This window comes from Streptomyces xanthochromogenes, assembly GCF_014650455.1.
Taxonomy (GTDB): Bacteria; Actinomycetota; Actinomycetes; order Streptomycetales; family Streptomycetaceae; genus Streptomyces; species Streptomyces xanthochromogenes.
This window is the reverse complement of record NZ_BMUZ01000011.1, coordinates 296,392-314,042: the sequence shown is the minus strand read 5'-3', so window position 1 is coordinate 314,042 and position 17,651 is coordinate 296,392. Positions and strand designations below refer to the sequence as shown.

Sequence of the window (17,651 nt, the reverse complement as noted above, 5' to 3'; positions counted from 1 at the left end):
CCCGTCAGTCACAGGTGAGTTGGGGGTCGAGCCAGTCGGCGTGGTCGTAGTCCACACCGTCCCCGGCATCCGTGACGACGAGCCGCAGCTCGTTCGCGCCGCTCACATCGGCGCCGACCGCCTTCGCCCCGTCCGAGCCGGTGACCTTGCCGCTGTCGGCGGCGAGCACTCCGTCCCGGTACACCTGGAAGACGACCGAACCCTTCGCGCCCACCTCGTCGTCCACGCCCGCGCCCGCCTTGAACGCGGTGCAGGTGCCGCCGAGGTAGTACGTCACCGTGGACGCCGCGTGCGTGCCGAGGCCCTTGGCGTAGGTGGTGGTGCCCACGGTCAGGGGCTTGCCGTCGCCCGCGGCCTGTTCGCCGTTGCTGCGGTCGCGCTCGACCGGGCCCCAGCCGCCGGCCGCCGAGCTCCACGCCAGGTCGCTCAGGGCGTGTGTCCCGGCCGACGGGCCCTGGCCGCAGGCCAGTTGGGGTCCGGCCCAGTCGGCATGGTCGTACGTGATGCCGTCGCCGCCGTCGGTCACGACCAGCCGCAGCTTGCCGCCGCCCCGCAGGTCGGCCGCGAGGTGCGCGGGTGGATCGCTCGCGGTGCGCAGCCCGCTGTCGGCGACGAGCGTCTGGTCCCGGTAGATCCGGAACACCACCGAACCGCCCGCCGTGGACTCGTCGTCCACGCCCACGTCGACGTTCAGCGAACGGCAGCCGCCGCCCAGGTAGTACGTGATGTCCGAGGCGGCGTGGGTGCCGAGGCCCTTGGCGTAGGTGGTGCCGTCGATGGTGAGGGTCCGGCCGTCGCCCGCGGCCTGTTCGCCGTTGCTGCGGTTGCGCTCGACCGGGCCCCAGCCGTTCACGGCCGACGTCCAGGGCAGGTCGCCGAGCTGGTTCGCACCGGTCGGCGGCGGCACCGGGGCGCCGGGCGTCACCCGGTACATCACCGTGCCGTGCGCCGGCACCGACGCGCTGATGGCACTCGTGGTGCTGCTGGTCTGCTTGGACCACAGGTCCTTGAGGGCGTACGAGGACGCGCCGCCGATCCCGAGGGCGTCCACGGTCGTGGCGACGGTCCGGGCCGAGGTGTTCTCGTTGGTGAGGGTGACCGAACGGCCGCCGTCCGCGAGGGGTTTGGACATCACCACCAGGCCGCCGGAGCTGGACACGACCGTGCCCTGCCTGCCGAGCGGGTCCTGGTCGACCGCGATGACGTCGGTGTTCTTGAGGATCGCGAGGGTGGCCGCGCTCGGGTTGCGCAGATCGCTGCCGATGAGCAGCGGCGCCGCCATCTGCGACCACAGGCTGAAGTGCGTGCGGTACTCGGTGTCCGTCATGCCGCCGTTGCCGACCTCCAGCATGTCCGGGTCGTTCCAGCCGCCGGGACCGGCGTAGGGGGCCAGCGGCTGGTTCTGGTGCGCGATGCCGATCATGCTCGACCACGAGTCGCTGATGTCACCCGTGGTGCGCCAGGAGTTGCCGGTGCCCGCGGCCCAGTTCCAGGGCTGGTTGGAGCCCCACTCGCAGATGCTGTAGAGGATGGGCCGTCCGGTGGCCCTGAGCGCGTCGCCCATCGCCTTGTACCGCTGCTGCGCGTCGGCGCCGGTGTTGTTGCAGTTGTCGTACTTGAGGTAGTCGACGCCCCAGGAAGCCCACAGTTCGGCGTCCTGCCGCTCGTGGCCGAGGCCGCCGGGGAAGCCCTGGGTGTCACAGGTCTTGGTGCCCGCGCTGGAGTACAGCCCGAACTTCAGGCCCTTGGCGTGCACGTAGTCGGCGACGGCCTTGATGCCGTGCGGGAAGCGCGCCGGGTCGGGGACGAGGTTGCCGGAGGCGTCCCGGTTCGGCAGCGCCCAGCAGTCGTCGATGTTGACGTAGGTGTAGCCGACGTCCTTGAGGCCCTGCGCGACGAACGCGTCCGCGATGCCCTCGACCATCGACTCGTTGAACTCGCTCCGGCAGTGGGTGGAGTTCCAGTTGTTGAAGCCCATCTGCGGAGTACGGGCCAGACCGTTGTCCACGGCCGCGGCGGGTGGCGCCGACGCCACCTCCACGGCGACCGTCACACCGCCCGCGACGAGAGCGAGAGCACCCAGGGAAGCGGTGAGACGGTGTCTGAAGCTGTGCAGTTCGGCAGTCAAGTGCGGCTCCGGTGAGGGTGATTGGCGCACAAACGAACGGTGTCGAACGAAAGCAACCACATCACAGCGGCCGGACAAGTGCATGTCAAGAGAAGGAGAGGGCGAGTCGGCAAAGTGCACCACCCCGTTCGGCGGGTCGCGCGCGGGCGCCGACCCGGCACGACCGGAACACGGGGCCCCGGGCTCCTTCACCGTCCGGTTCGCGACATGCCGCGGCCCCACCGCACCGGCGGTGGGGCTGCGCGTCGACCGGCGGGGGCCGGGGATGCCCTGGCGGTCGAGGACGTCCTAGCAGTCGGGGACGCGTCCTTGCGCGTCGACGTACGAGGCGCTGACCCAGCCGCGCGCGTGGCCCAGCCAGTACCACCAGCCGGTGCCGTTCACCTGCGTCCCGTGCGTCTTGCACTCCACACGGTCCTGGTCGCCCGGCGACAGACTCGTCACCACATCGGCGCGCAGCGTCGGGTCCTCCCGTACGTTCAGTTCGATGCGCGAGGTCACGGTGCCCCACACGGGTCCGTCGTCATGGTGTGCCGGGGCCGCGGTGGCGGTGACCGCCATGGCGACGCCGCCCGCGGAAAGACCGCAGGCGAGCAGGCCCGCGGCCAGCGCTCGACGTGTGCGTCCGGTGTGCATGAGCGACTCCCTTCGTCACTGCTGCCCCCTGGGGCGGCCCCGGCCGTGGCCGGCCGGGACCCCTCGACGCGTCCCCTCCATCACACACCCGGCCCACCCGGGATGCGACCCGAACGGCCGGGGCCCGGCAACCACGGGGGCCCCGGGGCCGGACCCGCACGGGGTCAGGCCGACTCGTGCAGGCGCAGCAGCGACGCCACGAGCTCGTCCACCTCCTCCGGGGTGTTGTACAGCGCGAAGGAGGCGCGGGCCGCCGACTCCAGGCCGTAGTGGGCAAGGGCGGGCTGCGCACAGTGGTGACCGGCCCGAATCGCGATGCCGTCCCGGTCCAGCCAGGACGCGACGGCCGCCGGGTCGTGGCCCGCCATGGTGAACGTGAGCACCGCGATCCGGCCCGGCGCCGACCCCAGGATCTCCAGACCCGGCACCATCGCCATCGTCTGCTGGGCGTACGCCGTCAGCTCGTCCTCGTACGCCGCGACCGCGTCCCGGTCGAAGGACATGAACCACTTGAGCGCGGCGAGCAGCCCGGCCACCCCGGCGATGTTCCCGGTGCCGGCCTCCATGAGGTGGGGCACCGGGGCGAACGTGGTGCGCTCGAAGGACACCGAGTCGATCATGTTGCCGCCGCCCTGCCAGGGCCGCAGATCCGCGAGGACCCCGGGCTTCACGTAGAGCGCGCCGATGCCCGTGGGTGCGTACAGCTTGTGTCCGGAGAAGGCGTAGAAGTCGGCGTCCAGATCGGTGACGTCGACGGGCCGGTGGGCCACCGCCTGCGCCCCGTCGACCAGCACCTTCGCCCGGTAGCGGTGGGCGAGCGCCGTCATCTCGCGCACCGGTGGGACCGTACCGAGTACGTTCGAGGCCTGGCTGATCGCGACGAGCCGGGTGCGTGAGGAGAGCAGGTCCGCGTAGGCGTCCTGGTCGATCCGTCCGTCCGCGAGGAGCGGCACCGGGACGACGCGCGCCCGGGTCTCGCGCGCGATCAACTGCCAGGGCACGATGTCCGAGTGATGCTCCAGGACCGGGACGAGGATGTCGTCGCCCGGGCCGAGATGGGCCCGCCCCCAGCTCTGTGCGACCAGGTTCACGGCCTCCGTCGTGCCCCGTACGAACACGATGGAGTCGGGCGACGGCGCCCCCAGGAAGTCCGCGACGGCGGCCCGGCCCGCCTCGTACATCTCGGTGGCCTCCCGGGCCATGGTGTGGGCGCCGCGGTGGATGTTGGAGTTGGCCGTGCCGTAGTAGCCGGCGATCGCCTCGATGACCTGGCGCGGCTTCTGCGTGGTGGCCGCGTTGTCCAGCCACACCAGCGGATGCCCGTTGACCGTGCGGTGCAGGATCGGGAAGTCCTTGCGTGCCGACTCCGGTGTGAATCCGCCCGGTCGGCGCCCGGGCGGGGCGATCCGCTCCGTAACGTCAGGAGTAGTCATGGTAGTTGGACACCTCGACGTTCTGGAGCACGGCGATCGCGTCCTCCACCAGGACGGCCGTGTTGAAGTACGCCGTCATCAGGTACGAGGTGATGCCCTTCTGGTCGACCCCCATGTTCCGCATGGACAGGCCGGGTTCGACCTCGTCGGGGACGCCCGCGGGACGCAGCCCGACCACGCCCTGCTCGGCCTCGCCCGTGCGCATGAGCAGGATCTCCGTGGTGCCGACGGCCCCGCCGCCGGAGAAGCGGACCTTGTCGGAGGGCAGCAGCGGCACTCCCCGCCAGGTGAGCAGCGGGCTGCCGTAGCGGTTGTCGGTCACCGGCGGTACGCCCCGGCGGGTGCACTCGCGGCCGAAGGCGGCTATCGCCCGGGGGTGCGCCACGAAGAAGCCGGGCTGCTTCCACACCCGGGCCAGCAGCTCGTCGAGATCGTCCGGGGTCGGTGAACCGGTCCGGGACTGCACGCGCTGACCGGCGGAGACGTTGTTCAGGAGGCCGAATTCGGGGTGGTTGAGCAGGGCCGCCTCCTGCCGCTCGCGCAGCGCCTGCACCGTCAGGTTGGACTGGGCACGCGTCTGGTCGATCGGGCCGTTGTACAGGTCCGCGACCCGGGTGTGGACGCGCAACACCGTCTGGGCGAGCGTCATGTGGTACTCACGCGGCGCGTCCTCGTAGTCGACATAGGTACCCGGCAGATCGACCTCGCCGACGTGCCCCGAGCTGAGGTCGATGGGCGCCTCCGCGCCGGGCCGCATCCCGTCGCCCGCGGCGTACGCGTCCATCGCGGTACGCAACTCCGGCTTCCGGTCCGCCAGTTGGGCGAGCGTGGCCCGGTCGGCGCACAGTGCGGTACCCGGAGTGAGCGCCTTGACGCGGTACGGCATCGGCTCGCCACGGGTCCAGGAGTCGAGACAGAAGAACTGGCCGTCGCCCACGACTTCGAGCAGGGCGTCCTCGCCGTACCGGCCGGTGACGCGCTTCTCCGCGCGTCCCTGCACCAGGACCCACAGCCGCTCGGCGGGGTCCCCCTCCTGGACGAGCACCTGCCCGGCGTCGAACGTCACCGGCGTGAAGGAGCCCGCGAGTTCGCCGAGGAGATCGTCCTCGGCGTCACGTAAGTAGGGCAGCTCGCGCAGGTCGCCCGGCATGACGCACGGGGTGCCGTCCTCGTCGTACGTGCTGATCCGGTCGTCGCCCAGGACGAAGGAACGCCGGCGGTTGACCCGGTAGACGCCGGATTCGACGTCCACCCAGGGCAGCGCGCGCAGCAGATAGCGCGGGGTGATTCCGCGCATTTGCGGAACGGTCTTGGTGGCGGTGGCGAGTTGCCGTGCGGCGTCCGGGCCGAGGCTCGACCGACCATTGTTCACAGGAGTGTTCACCGGTACCTCCACGTCGGGGTTGGACGAGAACCGATCGTGTTCCTGGAATTCCGGTGCCACAAGGGGCATGTGCCTCTGGCAGTCCTGAAAATGCGCCGCAGAGGGCATGAAAAACCGCCCCGACGCAGGTCGAGGCGGTTTTGGTGCAGCGCAGAACAGACTCAATTCAAACTGACCGCAAAGCTATTGGATCCTAAAAGCACGACTTATGGGAATGCTTATTCCGGTCGAATGCGGAGATCGTCGGCGTGAATACGGCGCAGGCGGGTCAGCGGGCCGCGCGCTCCTCCACCGCGGTGCGCCAGGCAGCCTTTTCCGTGGACGTCTCCGGTTCGGTGGCGGGCGCGCGATGGCCGCCCCGGGCGAAGAAGCCGGCCAGGGGGAGGGTGGCCGCGCCCACGGTCACCGCGTCCGGGCCGAGCCGGCCGAGCTCGATGGTGACCCGCTCCGCCGGGTGGCGCAGGGCGTAGGCGGTGGCGTGCCGACGCACCGACTCCAGCATGTGCGGGCCGAGTTGGAGCCCGGCCCAGCCGCCGATGAGGATGCGCTCGGGGTTGTAGAGGTTGATCAGATCGGACAGGCCCGCGCCCAGGTACTCGGCGGTCTCCTCGATCACCGCGAGCGCGACCGGGTTCGCGGTGACGTTCCGGTCCGCGGGGTAGGCGGCGGCGAGCAGCGCGGTGAGCGCCGCCTCCTCCCCGGCGTCGCGGGGCAGTTCGGCCCCCGCCTCGCGCCAGCGCTGGATGAGCGCCTCGGCCCCCGCGTAGGCCTCCAGGCAGCCGAGCGCACCGCACCGGCAGCGCCGCCCCCGTACGTGCACGGTGGTGTGGCCCCACTCGGCGGCGCTGCTGTGCGCGCCCCCGTAGATCGCGCCGCCCGAGACGATGCAGGCGCCGACGCCGGAGCCGAACAGGACGATCACCGCGTCGGACGCCCCCCGGCCACCGCCGAACCACAGCTCCGCCTGGCCCAGCGTCTTGGCGCCGTTCTCGATGAAGTAGCGTGTTTCTGGGGGCAGTTGGAGGCTCTCCCGCAACAGGGACTCCAGGGGCACCGCGTCCCAGCCGATGGTCTGGCCGTGCACCACGGCTCCGTCGGGGGAGCTGCGGTCGACGATGCCCGGCACGCCTACGCCCACGCCGAGCAGCCGCGCCGGATCGAGACCGCTCTCGCGCAGCACGGCCGCGACACCCTCACGAATGTGGCCCACGATGTGGTCGACGTCGTAGCCGCCCACGTCCAACGACAGCTCCACGCGCGCGAGTTCACGCAGAACCAGGTCGAACAGCTCGACCCTGACCCGGGTCTCGCCGACGTCCACACCGATGAGGTGGCCGCAGTCGGGGGCGACCCGGAGCAGGGTCCGCGGCCGCCCGCCGTCGGAGTCCACCACTCCGGCGTCCTCCAGGAGACCGTCGGCGACGAGTTCGGCGACGACGTTGCTGATGGACCCTGAACTCAGCCCGGTGGCTGGTCCGAGCGCCTGGCGGCTCATCGGACCGTCGAAGTACAACCGCCGCAGGACCGCGCTGCGGTTGTCGCGGCGCAGGTCGCGGACGGTCCTTCTGTTCGGTGTGGCCATGTGGCTCCCTCCCTGCGTGCAACATACCGGTGCGAGAGCCGGTGCCGCGCCCTTGTCCCTGGTCTTAACTCATGCCCTAAATTAAGCCATGAGCTTGCTGGGAACGTCGGTAGGGCCGGACGAACGGCGAGGGGGCGAACCGGCTCGCACAGGGGGCCCGGACGCATGTGGGCGAGGAAACGGCTAGGCCAGATGTGCCACGAGTCGTTCCAGGAAGGCCTGTTGGCCCTTGATGAGCAGGGGCGCCGCGGCCTCGGGGGTCAGCCAGGCGAAGCGGTCCATCTCCGGGAACTCGCGCAGGGTGCCCGAACCGCGCGGCCACTCCATGGTGAACGTGCCCGGCACCGCGTCCGCCGGATCCAGGTCGCCCTCCACCGCCCACGCCGTCACGGTCTTCCCGGAGCGCTGCACGATCTCGCCCAGCGGCACCCGGGCGCCCTCGGGCGCCGGCAGCCCGAGCTCCTCCTCGAACTCGCGCCGGGCCGCGGCCTCGGGCCGCTCCTCCGGGCCGTACTCACCCTTGGGGATCGACCAGGACCCGGCGTCGCGCCCGGCGTGGAACGGCCCGCCCATGTGCCCGACCAGCACTTCGAGGCCGCCCGCCGCCCTGCGGTACAACAGCAGCCCCGCGCTGCGCTTTCCTGCCATGCCGCCAGTCTGGGGGCGCGGCCCGCGCGGCGCCAGGGGAGGGGGCGCCGGCGGGGCTCCGTCCGGTCCCGGAAGCCGCGGTCCCCGGGACCGCGACCTGCGAAGAGGACGCCCGGCAGGGCTCCGGGCCGGACTACTTGGAGCGCTCGGCCGACACGGCGAGCGTGAAGGAGTGGCCGGCCGGGTCGGCGTAGACGCGTTCGTCGCGCGGCCCGTTGTTGTCCTTGGTGTCGACCGGCATGCCGCCCAGGGTGATCACCTCGCGCTCGGCGGCGTCCATGTCGCCGAGCGCCACGACGATCCTGAGGTGCGCCTGCTGCGAGTCCTCGGGACGCGGCCAGCTCGGCGGCGCGTACCCGTGATCGCGGCGGATCGCCAGATGGACGCCGTTGCCGCCGACGACCTCGACGAAGTCCGGGTTCTCGGCGGTCCTGGTCTCACCGCCGAGCAAGTTGGCGTAGAACTCGGCCAGTTCGACGGGCTCGGCACAGTCCAGTACGAGGATGCTGGTCTTGGGTACGCTCATGCCGCACGAGTGCCCCCGCCGGGCCCCGGCTAACCGGCGCGGGCCGGACCCCGGCAGCCGTCGGGCAGGCGGTCGCCCTCCGCGACCGCCGCGCCGCTCGCGTAGTGGACGTACTCGTGCGCCAGGCGGAATCCGGCCGTCCAGGCGAGCAGCCGGCTCGGACGGTCGTGGCGGGAGCAGGTCCAGCTCACCCCGCGCCCCCGGGTCGCGATGTCGCGGCTCAGTGCCAGCACGCAGTGCAGAGCGAGGCGTTGGTGGCGCCGCCCGGGACGGGCGAGCACGGCGATGTCCTCGTAGGCGCCGCCGCGGAAGTACGTGCAGGCGAGGGCCAGGAGTCTGCCCTGGGCGAAGGCGCCCCAGGCGTGCCCGGACCGTCCGAGCCCCGAGGGCCCGCCCCAACTCGCGTGGATCCAGGCCGATTCCGCGGGCAGGACGACGAGCGCGGGCGCGTCGGACGAGGTCAGCGGCCGGATCGTCACCGTGCGCGGCGGACGCGGGGCAGTCGTGGCCTGCTGGCGCACATAGACGAGGCGCTCGCGCGGCACCACGTGGTCGAAGGCGGCGCCGAGCACCGGCAGGAAGGGGGCCGGGGCGTCGATGTAGCGGTGGGCCAGGGGGGCGAGGTCCGCCGGGTCGAGCGCGTCGGGGTCGCCGCGCAGCAGCACATGGCGGGCGCAGTCCAGGGCGAGTGCGCGCGGGCGCGTGGCGCGGTCGGCCAGGGCGTGCCCGTTCCCGGTGGTCAGCACGTGTTCTGCCAGCGCCGAGGGGCCTGGCTCCGTCGCGTTCAACCGGGCTACGTGGGCGGTGAGTTGAGGCAAGGAGAGTTCGATCACATCGGGCTCCGTTCCGACGGCGGGTGCCGGGCCTCGGGTCCGACGAAACGGCGAGGCCGACTGGTGCGGGGCACTGCGCTGGGCAGTGAGGTGGGGTGCGGTGCCTTTGCTTTCGCTTTGCCGTAAGGACATGGGTACCCCGTTCGCGTCGAGGTAAGAGTCGCCCCCCAAGAGGCGAGCGCGTCGCCCCGGGCTGGACAACGGCGCCCCGCCCGGCCCCCGCCGGAGGCACGAGGGCTGCGCCCCTGTCGGGCAAGGAAAGCACTCCCCGCGCGCGTTCGGCGTCAGCGTCGCATCAGTGAGTGCGCGCTCGCCGTCAGCATCGCGTCAGGACGCCGGGCGGCCGGCACGCTCGGGCGTAGCGTCGCCGACGTGCCCCGGCCCGCCTCCCCGTGCCGGGGCCGCCCCACCCACCGCGCGGATCCTCCCGGAGGCATCCCATGGCACAGCCCGTCGCCGCGACGGCGTCCCGGAACCCGGGGCACGCCGCGCCGACGCGCCCACCCGGTGGATCGCCCGACAAGGAGCACCTGGCCATGACCACCTTGAACCTGCCGGCCGCCGCCCCCGCCCACACTCCGGACGACCTTTCCGTGTGGCCGGCCTCCACCTCCCGGCTGGGCCACGGCGGCCTGGCGGTCGGCGCCGTCGCGCTCACCGAGATCGCCGAACGCTTCGGCACGCCCGCCTATGTGCTGGACGAGGGCGAGGTGCGCGAACGCTGCCGCACCTATCGCAGCGCCTTCCCCGAGGCCGAAGTGCTGTACGCCGCCAAGGCGTTCCTGTGCCGTGCCATGGCCCACTGGGTGCGGGACGAGGGGCTCGGCCTCGACGTGTGCTCGGCCGGTGAGCTCGAACTCGCCGTCACCGCCGGGTTCCCGGCCGACCGCATCGTGCTGCACGGCAATGCCAAGTCCCCGCACGACATCGAGGCCGCGCTGCGCCTCGGCGTCGGACGCATCGTCATCGACAGCCCCTCCGAGATCGCCCGGCTCGCCGCCGCGGTCGGCCCGGGCGGTCACCAGAAGGTGATGGTCCGGGTGGTGCCCGGTATCAGCGCGGGCGGCCACGACAAGATCCGTACCGGGACCGACGACCAGAAGTTCGGGCTCTCCCTCACCGACGGCCACGCGCAGCACGCCATCGCCCGCATCCTGGGCCGGCCCCAGCTCGAACTGACCGGCCTGCACTGCCATTTGGGTTCACAGATCACCACGGTCAAGCCCTATCTGTCGGCGGTGCGCCGGATGGTCGGCCTGATGGCCCGCATCCGTGACGCCCACGGCGTGGTGCTGCCGGAGCTGGACATGGGCGGCGGCCACGGCGTCGCCTACCGGCCCGGCGAGGACGCGCTCGACATCACGACGCTGGCCCGCCGGATGCGAACCGAACTCGTCGAGAGCTGCGCGGCGGCCTCCCTCGCGGTGCCCCGGCTGCTCGTCGAGCCGGGCCGCGCCGTGGCCGGGCCGGCGGGTGTCGCGCTGTACCGGGTGCTCGCCGTCAAGCGCACCGGGGACAACCTCTTCGTCGCGGTCGACGGCGGCATGAGCGACAACCCGCGACCCGCCCTGTACGGGGTGCGCTACGCGCCTCGTCTCATCGGGCGGGCCTCGACCGCCCCGCCCAGCAGGGCGACCGTCGTGGGACGGCACTGCGAGGCGGGTGACGTCCTGGCCTCCGGGGTGGACCTGCCGGGCGACATCCACCCCGGTGATCTGCTCGCGGTGCCGGTGGCCGGGGCCTATCAGCTGTCCATGGCGTCCGGCTACAACATGGTGGGCCGGCCCCCGGTGGTCGCCGTCGCGGACGGGCACGCCCGCCTCCTCGTGCGCCGCGAGTCGCTCGACGACTTCCGCAGCCGCGACATCGGGCTGTGAGCCGTCCGCGGTCGCGACATCGGGCTGCGGGGGTGTCCTCGGTTCCGCCGTCGGGCGTTGAGCCGGTGAGCCGCCCTCACCGGGGCCGCTGCGCCACCCGGGACGCCGGCCGGCGGCCGAGTAGTTCGGCCAGGCCCCGCCGGGTCGCGGCGAGCACGACCCGGTCCTCGGGCCGCAGCACATAGCCGGCCGGCACCTGCCACACCAGGTCCCCGGGCGAGCCCGCCCGGCCCCGACGGGCGGCGCCCAGATCGGGCACCCGGTCGGCGGGCGAGGACGTGTCGAGCGCGAGGACCCGCCAGGCACCCTCGCGGAACGCCTCCTCGACCGTGCGGCCCTCCAGCTGTGGATGGCCCGCCACGTCGACGGCGGCGAAGAGCAGCACCTTGCGCTCCACCGGTATGGCGCCCAGGATCTGACGGCCCATCATGGCGCTGGCGAAGGCCGGGGCCGCCAGGTGCGAGACGCTGCGGCTGCGGGTGAGGGCCCCGGGGTGGGCGGCGCGCAGCGTGCGGTGAACGGCGGTCGCGAAGTCGTCGTCGTAGAGCCGCATCACCACCCGCAGATCGGGCTTCACCGACCGGGCGTACAGGGCGGCTTCGAGGTTGGTGGTGTCCGAGCTGGTCAGCGCGAGCAGGGCGTGCGCCCGGTGGATGCGCGCCGATTCGAGAAGCCCCTCCTGGGTGACGTCACCGATGACGGTGGGGACCCGAAGGCGTCTGGCGAGCGCTATGCCGCGGGCCTCGGGGTCGGCCTCGACGCACACGACGGGGATGTCGAGTTCACGCAGCCGTACCAGGACGCGCGCACCGATCTTGCCCATGCCGAGCAGTACCACGTGGCCCGAGAGTCCGCGCGGGGGCCGGGGCAGTGCGGAGGCGTTGCGGAAGGTGCCGAGCCCCTCCAGGACGGCGGCGACCAGAATGGGCAGCAGCAGCAACCCCACGAGACCGGAAAGGAGTTGGAGGATCTGACGCCCCACCGGCTGGCCCTTGGCCGGGTCGTCGATGGCGAAGATGTCGAGCAGCGTCAGATAGGCGGCGTGCAGCGGATCGGCGCCGGTGGTGAGGCACGTCGCGATGGCGAGCGCCAGGACGGAGGCGACGATTCCGGCGAGCGACCAGCGAAGGCGCCGCGAGAACAGCCTGCCCAGCGGTGCGCTCAGATCGGTGAGGCGGCCCGGCGACCGGGCGGGTCCGGTGTAGGTGACGGTCTCCAGGACAACGCGGCCGCGGTGGCCGGCCTCGTCCATCGAGCGCTCGTCGGGGAGCAGCCGGGGCCCTTCCGAGCCGCTGCGGTCCGAACCCTCCGCTCCCGCGGGGTCGTTGGTGGTCGACGACAGGAGGGCCAGGGTGCACAGTCCGGGGTCGGTGACCTCGCCGGGGCGGGGCGGCGGCCGCTGCCCGGCCCGCAGCAGCACCCCGTCGGCGTGCACGACCTTGCTGGTGCCCGCGAGCGCGGTCGCCGCAAGGGCGGGCGCCGCGGTGTCGGCGTCGGACAGGACCGTGGTGGAGGCCTCCGGGGCGCCCGGGTCCGGGCCGGGCGTGGTGAGGGCCGCGGCCTGGTCGAGCAACTCCTGCAGATACTGGCCGAGTTTGCGGTTGTAGAGGCGGATGACGAGCCGGACGCGCGGATTGAGACGCCGGGCGGTGAGGGCGGCGCGGATGTTCGTCTCGTCGTCGCGGTGCACCAGCGCGACGGCCGCGGCCAGCTCGATGCCGGCCTCGACCAGCGCCTCGTCGCCGGGCTCCACCGCCTCCACGAGCCGGGTGTCGCCGATCCCGTTCGGCCCGGGGGCCGGGGTGCGCAGCATCGCCGAGGACACGCGGCCCAGGAGCGCGGAGGCCCTGCCCCGGCCGCCCGTCGGGAGCCGGGACGCGGGAGTCCCGTCGGCCGGTGGTACGACGAGGACCACCAACTCCCCGTACACGTCGCGTAGTTCACCGGCGAGGCGGTGGGCCAGGGCGCCGTCGCCGCTGACGATCATGTGTCCGGCGGGCGGCCTGGGCCGCGACGGGGACGGAAGCGGCTGTTGAGGAAGTGAGGGCACACCCCAGACCTTGCCCCATCAGGTGGCGCCCCGTCGACGCCCTCCGGGTCCCGGGCGCGTAGCGGCGACGTCGTTGTCGCGCAGGGACGTGGTGAACAGGGCGTGCAGCAGGACGGCGGCGAGTGTCCCGGCGACCACTCCGCTGCCCGCGACGGTCCGGACCCAGCCGGGGAATCCGTTGTAGAGGGCGGGTGCGAGCAGCGGCAGCAGGCCGGCCGCCAACGCCAGTGCCGCGACGAGGGAGTTGGAGCGCTCACCGAGCTCGGCGCGGGCCAGCATCTCCACGCCCATGACGGCGATGACGGCGTACACGACGAGCGCCGAGCCGCCGACGACCGCCGGGGGCAGCCCGGCCACCAGCCGGGAGAGCGGGGAGAGCAGCCCGGCGACGACGAGGAGTGCCCCGGCCGCCGCCGTCACATAGCGGCTGCGCACCCCGGTGAGGCGGCCGATCCCGATGTTCTCGGAGCTGGTCACCATCAGGGACGTGCCGAACAGCGCGCCGACGAGGGAGACGAGCGCGTCCGCGCGGGCCACCTTCGGCACGTCGCGCCCGGGGTCGGGTGTCCGGCCCGCGGTCTCGCTGCTCAGGACGGTCTGGCCGGTGATCTCGGCCAGCGTGGTGAGGCTGAACACGAGGAGCGGCAGGGCCGCCAGGGGGTCGAACTCCGGTGTGCCGTAGGGGAAGAGGTCCGGCAGCGAGAAGCCGGAGCCGGCGGCCGGGGTGAACGTGCCGAGCCCCGTGGCCACCGCGACGAGCGTGCCCACCGCCATGCCGATGAGGACGGCCGTGCGCCGCCACACCCCGCGCAGCACGAGGTGGGCCAGGACCGTCGCGGCGACGGTCACCGCGGCGAGCAGTACCGCGCGCGGGGCGGCCGTGCCGCTGGGGCCGGTGACGAGCTGGGCGGCGACCTTGACCATGGAGATCCCGATGAGGAGGACGGTCACTCCCATCACGAGCGGCGGGAAGAGCCGGACCACCCGGGCGTACAGGGGCAGTACGGCGAAGAGCAGCGCGGCGGCGAGCAGCACCGAACCGCTCGCCACCGCCGGGCCGTGGTCGCGGGCGATCTGGAGGAACAGTGCCGCGGCCGCCCCGCCGGGCAGCATCACGAACGGCAGCCGCGCGCCGAACTTCCAGACGCCGAGCGACTGGAGGAGCGACCCGGCGCCGCACAGCACCAGCACCGCGCTGAGCAGGGACGCGGTGCTCGCGGGCGGCAGACGCAGGGCGGTCGCCGTGAGGAAGACGGTGGACACGGGGGCCGCGACCATGGCGAGCACGTGCTGCAGGGCGAGCGGCGCGAGCCGTCCCAGCGGGACGTGCTCGTCGACAGGAGAGGGGGTGAGGGTGGGGCCGGAAGGGGCGGGAGCGGAGGGGGAGTTGGGGGAGGCCGCAGGGGGCGGGGAGGCCGGGGAGGTCATGGGCGGGCCTCCAGCCAGGGCAGCTGCTCGGGGGTGTAGCGGTAGGCGCGGAACACCGCGTTGGGCTCGGCCGGGAAGAGCCGGCGCACCTCGGACTCGTCGTAGCCGCCGAACTGCGGCACCACGAACTCCCAGCACAGATAGCCCTCTTGGGTCACCTCGAAGAGGCGTCCCGCGGGTGAGTCGGTGATGAGCGTGTTGCCGCCCGGCAGCCTTTGTGCCGATCCCATGAACGGGGCGAAGAACGCCTCGCGGGCCGGGTCGTGGTACTCCCACACCACCGCGCGGCTCTCGCGTTCGATCTCGACGACGCGCGAGTACGGGACGTCGTGGCCAGGACGGAAGACGCCGTTGTCGAAGACGAGGATGTTGCCGTTCGGCAGCTCGGTGGGATGGTGTTGCTGGGAGACCGAGCCGGGCTCGGTGCGCCACAGGATCTCGCCGGTGTCCCGGCTGATGACGACCACCGCGGACACGCTGCGCAGACTGGCCAGGACGTTGCCGTCGGCGAGCGGGGTCACGCTGTTGATCAGCGGCCAGTGCTCACGGGCGTAGTCGGGGTGCAGCGGGTACTCGGCGCGGTCGAGGTGGTCGGCGGCCCGCCACGACCACAGCTCGGTGCCATCGGGTCCGACCTCCTTGATGGTGTCCGCCCACACGGTGTCCCCCGCGGCCTCGGAACCCGCCACGCCGCCGAGGACCGAGGCGGCCCGCGCGCCGCGCAGAGGCTCCAGCGCGCTGTAGAGGATGCGCCCGTCGTCGAGGTGGTGGGCATCGTGGTGCTGGAGGGGGTCGCGGTGCTCGCGCAGGATGCCGCCGTCCGGCGCGGCCTCCAGCATCACGCCGCCCCGGTACTTGTGCCACATCGGGAACAGCGCCTCCTGGCCCGGCAGTACGCCGTTGTACGCCAGGTTCCCGTTCCCGAGGATGCGGGCGTGCCGTCCGGGCCGGTAGGGGAGGTGCCAGGTGTGCACGGCCTTGCCGCGCAGGTCCACGAGGTGCACCTCGCCGCCGGAGGTGAGCGGGGCGTAGAGCGTGAAGCCCGGGCAGGCCGCGCCCGGGTCGAGGGCGATGAGACCGGTGCCGCGGCGGCGGCGCTGGTTCTGGTCGACGACGGTCGGACGAGCGGTCACGGCGACTCTCCTTCAAACTTTCTTTGATGGCTTCAAACAGCTTCGAAGGTAGAGGCGTTGTGTGTCGGCAGTGTGACGGGAGTACGAAACCGTTCCGGGCCCTGCGTAAGGTGATCCATCAGGGAGGGTGGTGTCGATGAACGACGCAGGTGACAAGGGTGCGGGGCCGCGCCTGGGCGGCGCGGTGCGCCGTCGGCGCCGGGCCCTCGACCTCACGCTCGCGGACGTCGCGGAACGCAGCGGCCTCTCCGTCCCGTTCCTCAGCCAGATCGAGAACGAACGGGCCCGCCCCAGCATGCGCTCCCTCCAGCGCATCGCGGACGCCCTGAACACCACCGCGGTCGAGCTGCTCGCCGCCGCCGATGCCACGGAACGCGCGGTGGACGTCGTACGGGCCGGCGACGACGCGGGCCTCTCCCCGGACGCCGGGGTGCGCCCGCTGGTGCGGGGGCGGCATCAGATGCACGCCCTGGAGTTCACCGGGGAACGCGCCGCGGACCGTGAGTTCCTGCACCACAACGACGAGTTGATGTACGTCGCGGACGGCGGGGCCGAGGTCGAGGCCGAGGGGCGGGGCTACACCCTGTCCAAGGGGGACACGCTCTACCTCACCGGCGGGGTGCGCCACCGCTGGCGGGCGACGCTGCCCGGCACCCGGGTCCTGGTCGTCGCCGTCTCCGACCACATCGAGGGATCGTGAGGGATGCCGCGGCACAGGTGCGGCGAGGGCGATGCGATCCTCAACTGCCGCCTTCGGCCAGGCTGTTGTAGCGCAGCAGATACTCCGCGAAGCGGTCGAGGTCCTGGGGTGCCCAGTCGGCGAGGCGCTCGTGGAAGGCCTGGCGGCGCAGTTCCGCGGCCTCGGCGAGTTTGGCGGTGCCCGCCGGGGTCAGCTGGAGCAGCTGGATGCGGTGGTCGTCGGGGTCGCTGATGCGCTCGATGAAGCCGAGCTTCTCCAGGGCAGCGATCTGTCGGCTGATCGTCGACTTGTCGAGCATGTAGTAGGCCGCCAGATCGGTGGCCCGGCAGCCCTGCTGGTCCTCCAGGTGGGAGAGCAGGGTGAACGAGACGAGCGAGAGTTCCGGGTGCATCCGGGCGGCGGCGGCCCGGGCGCGCCGGGCGAACGCGGTCAGCTCACGCTGGATGGTGACGACCGACTGGTCTCGGCTGAGCACGACTGATCCCCTTTCGTCGCCACGGGTTCGTCTCCACGGGCAGTTGCAGAATACAACGCTGAAGTGTGCGCGGGGAACGCCACGCCGTGCGGCGGCGGGGCGCGCGGCGTGGCCCCGCACCCCACGCGTGCGGGGCCACGCCTACGTCTGCCCGGGTGCTGCCTGATCCCGGCCCTGCTCGGAGCCCAGGGTGCCTGGTGTCTTGCCCGGCTCCGCCGCCAAGGCGTCGGGCGCCTTCTCCGGCTCCGCCGCCAGGGCGCCCAGGGCCTCCGTCAGCCAGCCGATCCAGAACGTTTCGAGCTCGATGCCGCCGCGCAGCACCAGGTGCCGCAGCCGGTCCTGCTCGCTGCCGCGGCCCGGCGGGAAGTCCTTCGTCTCGATCCCGTGATAGGTCGTCAACTGGGCGCGATGCAGGGCGAGATGACGCTCCAGTTCGTCGCGCAGGCCATCCGTGCCGATCACCGCCGCCGCCCGCATGCGCAGCAGCAGCGGGTCCCGCATGGGCTTCGGGTCCTGTCCGGCCGCCGCCCACTCGGTGAGCTCCGCACGGCCCGCGGGCAGTACCTCGTACTCCTTCTTCTGCCCGCGGGCCGGTGCGGCGGACGGCAGCGCCCGGATGAAGCCGGACTGTTCCAGCCTCGCCAGCTCGCGGTAGATCTGCTGATGCGTGGCCGACCAGAAGTAGCCGATCGACTTGTCGAAGCGGCGCGTCAGCTCAAGTCCCGACGAGGGCTTTTCGAGCAGTGCGGTCAAGATCGCGTGGGGCAGGGACATGACCGCATCCTAGGTTCGGGCCGATCCCGGCCGGCCCGAACCCG

The 17,651-nt window shown here is 72.6% G+C and carries 15 protein-coding genes; 2 read left to right on the top strand and 13 right to left on the bottom strand.

The window, feature by feature from the left end:
• Window positions 1-4: 4 nt before the first annotated feature.
• The 8 genes from IE267_RS27925 to IE267_RS27890 all read right to left on the bottom strand — a co-directional run bounded on the left by IE267_RS27925 (window position 5) and on the right by IE267_RS27890 (window position 9,170).
• Entirely contained in the window at window positions 5-1,978 is a 1,974-nt protein-coding gene (locus IE267_RS27925; RefSeq protein ID WP_229861470.1) for an NPCBM/NEW2 domain-containing protein, read from the bottom strand.
• A 438-nt stretch (window positions 1,979-2,416) separates the two neighbouring features.
• The gene (locus tag IE267_RS27920) at window positions 2,417-2,764 is read right to left on the bottom strand and encodes an SH3 domain-containing protein (protein ID WP_167159981.1); all 348 of its coding nucleotides are present in this window, start codon (window positions 2,762-2,764) and stop codon (window positions 2,417-2,419) included.
• A 164-nt stretch (window positions 2,765-2,928) separates the two neighbouring features.
• Entirely contained in the window at window positions 2,929-4,197 is a 1,269-nt protein-coding gene (locus IE267_RS27915; RefSeq protein ID WP_167159983.1) for a cysteine desulfurase, read from the bottom strand.
• The gene (locus IE267_RS27910; RefSeq protein ID WP_229861460.1) at window positions 4,184-5,581 is read right to left on the bottom strand and encodes a family 2B encapsulin nanocompartment shell protein; all 1,398 of its coding nucleotides are present in this window, start codon (window positions 5,579-5,581) and stop codon (window positions 4,184-4,186) included. The genes IE267_RS27915 and IE267_RS27910 overlap by 14 nt, the downstream gene beginning before the upstream one ends.
• A gap of 268 nt (window positions 5,582-5,849) precedes the next feature.
• Entirely contained in the window at window positions 5,850-7,163 is a 1,314-nt protein-coding gene (locus tag IE267_RS27905; protein ID WP_189765113.1) for an ROK family transcriptional regulator, read from the bottom strand.
• Window positions 7,164-7,346: 183 nt separating this feature from the next.
• Window positions 7,347-7,811: an NUDIX hydrolase gene (locus IE267_RS27900; protein ID WP_161252841.1), complete on the bottom strand. Its 465-nt coding sequence runs from the start codon at window positions 7,809-7,811 to the stop codon at window positions 7,347-7,349.
• Between the two features lie 133 nt (window positions 7,812-7,944).
• On the bottom strand, window positions 7,945-8,337 hold the full coding sequence (locus tag IE267_RS27895; RefSeq protein WP_161252844.1) for a VOC family protein: 393 nt from the start codon (window positions 8,335-8,337) through the stop codon (window positions 7,945-7,947).
• 29 nt (window positions 8,338-8,366) lie between these two features.
• Window positions 8,367-9,170, bottom strand: a complete 804-nt coding sequence (locus IE267_RS27890; protein ID WP_229861459.1) for a GNAT family N-acetyltransferase — start codon at window positions 9,168-9,170, stop codon at window positions 8,367-8,369.
• A 536-nt stretch (window positions 9,171-9,706) separates the two neighbouring features.
• On the opposite strand from IE267_RS27890, the gene lysA reads away from it, so the two are divergent.
• On the top strand, window positions 9,707-11,047 hold the full coding sequence (lysA, locus tag IE267_RS27885; protein ID WP_189765111.1) for a diaminopimelate decarboxylase: 1,341 nt from the start codon (window positions 9,707-9,709) through the stop codon (window positions 11,045-11,047).
• Window positions 11,048-11,123: 76 nt separating this feature from the next.
• Here the strand turns inward: lysA and IE267_RS27880 are convergent, their stop codons facing one another.
• The 3 genes from IE267_RS27880 to IE267_RS27870 all read right to left on the bottom strand — a co-directional run bounded on the left by IE267_RS27880 (window position 11,124) and on the right by IE267_RS27870 (window position 15,658).
• Window positions 11,124-13,034, bottom strand: a complete 1,911-nt coding sequence (locus IE267_RS27880; protein WP_189765110.1) for a potassium channel family protein — start codon at window positions 13,032-13,034, stop codon at window positions 11,124-11,126.
• Window positions 13,035-13,115: 81 nt separating this feature from the next.
• Window positions 13,116-14,525, bottom strand: a complete 1,410-nt coding sequence (locus tag IE267_RS27875) for a uracil-xanthine permease family protein (RefSeq protein WP_189765109.1) — start codon at window positions 14,523-14,525, stop codon at window positions 13,116-13,118.
• Window positions 14,522-15,658 (bottom strand): aryl-sulfate sulfotransferase, encoded by a 1,137-nt coding sequence (locus IE267_RS27870; RefSeq protein WP_189765108.1) that lies wholly within the window; start codon window positions 15,656-15,658, stop codon window positions 14,522-14,524. The genes IE267_RS27875 and IE267_RS27870 overlap by 4 nt, the downstream gene beginning before the upstream one ends.
• A gap of 136 nt (window positions 15,659-15,794) precedes the next feature.
• Between IE267_RS27870 and IE267_RS27865 the strand changes: the two genes are divergently transcribed.
• Window positions 15,795-16,358, top strand: coding sequence for a helix-turn-helix domain-containing protein (locus IE267_RS27865; protein ID WP_189765107.1), 564 nt, complete (start codon window positions 15,795-15,797; stop codon window positions 16,356-16,358).
• Window positions 16,359-16,398: 40 nt separating this feature from the next.
• On the opposite strand, the gene IE267_RS27860 is transcribed toward IE267_RS27865, so the two are convergent.
• A complete protein-coding gene (locus tag IE267_RS27860; RefSeq protein ID WP_161247351.1) occupies window positions 16,399-16,833 on the bottom strand; it encodes a MarR family winged helix-turn-helix transcriptional regulator in 435 nt (144 codons plus the stop codon).
• Window positions 16,834-16,974: 141 nt separating this feature from the next.
• A complete protein-coding gene (locus tag IE267_RS27855) occupies window positions 16,975-17,607 on the bottom strand; it encodes a PadR family transcriptional regulator (protein ID WP_189765106.1) in 633 nt (210 codons plus the stop codon).
• Window positions 17,608-17,651 lie beyond the last annotated feature (44 nt).

Coding starts and splice junctions, on each gene's coding strand:
- IE267_RS27925 (WP_229861470.1), bottom strand. CDS start 1,978: ATGGGCTTCAACAACTGGAACTCCACCCACTGCCGGAGCGAGTTCAAC.
- IE267_RS27920 (WP_167159981.1), bottom strand. CDS start 2,764: ATGCACACCGGACGCACACGTCGAGCGCTGGCCGCGGGCCTGCTCGCC.
- IE267_RS27915 (WP_167159983.1), bottom strand. CDS start 4,197: ATGACTACTCCTGACGTTACGGAGCGGATCGCCCCGCCCGGGCGCCGA.
- IE267_RS27905 (WP_189765113.1), bottom strand. CDS start 7,163: ATGGCCACACCGAACAGAAGGACCGTCCGCGACCTGCGCCGCGACAAC.
- IE267_RS27900 (WP_161252841.1), bottom strand. CDS start 7,811: ATGGCAGGAAAGCGCAGCGCGGGGCTGCTGTTGTACCGCAGGGCGGCG.
- IE267_RS27895 (WP_161252844.1), bottom strand. CDS start 8,337: ATGAGCGTACCCAAGACCAGCATCCTCGTACTGGACTGTGCCGAGCCC.
- lysA (WP_189765111.1), top strand. CDS start 9,707: ATGACCACCTTGAACCTGCCGGCCGCCGCCCCCGCCCACACTCCGGAC.
- IE267_RS27880 (WP_189765110.1), bottom strand. CDS start 13,034: ATGATCGTCAGCGGCGACGGCGCCCTGGCCCACCGCCTCGCCGGTGAA.
- IE267_RS27875 (WP_189765109.1), bottom strand. CDS start 14,525: ATGACCTCCCCGGCCTCCCCGCCCCCTGCGGCCTCCCCCAACTCCCCC.
- IE267_RS27865 (WP_189765107.1), top strand. CDS start 15,795: ATGAACGACGCAGGTGACAAGGGTGCGGGGCCGCGCCTGGGCGGCGCG.
- IE267_RS27855 (WP_189765106.1), bottom strand. CDS start 17,607: ATGTCCCTGCCCCACGCGATCTTGACCGCACTGCTCGAAAAGCCCTCG.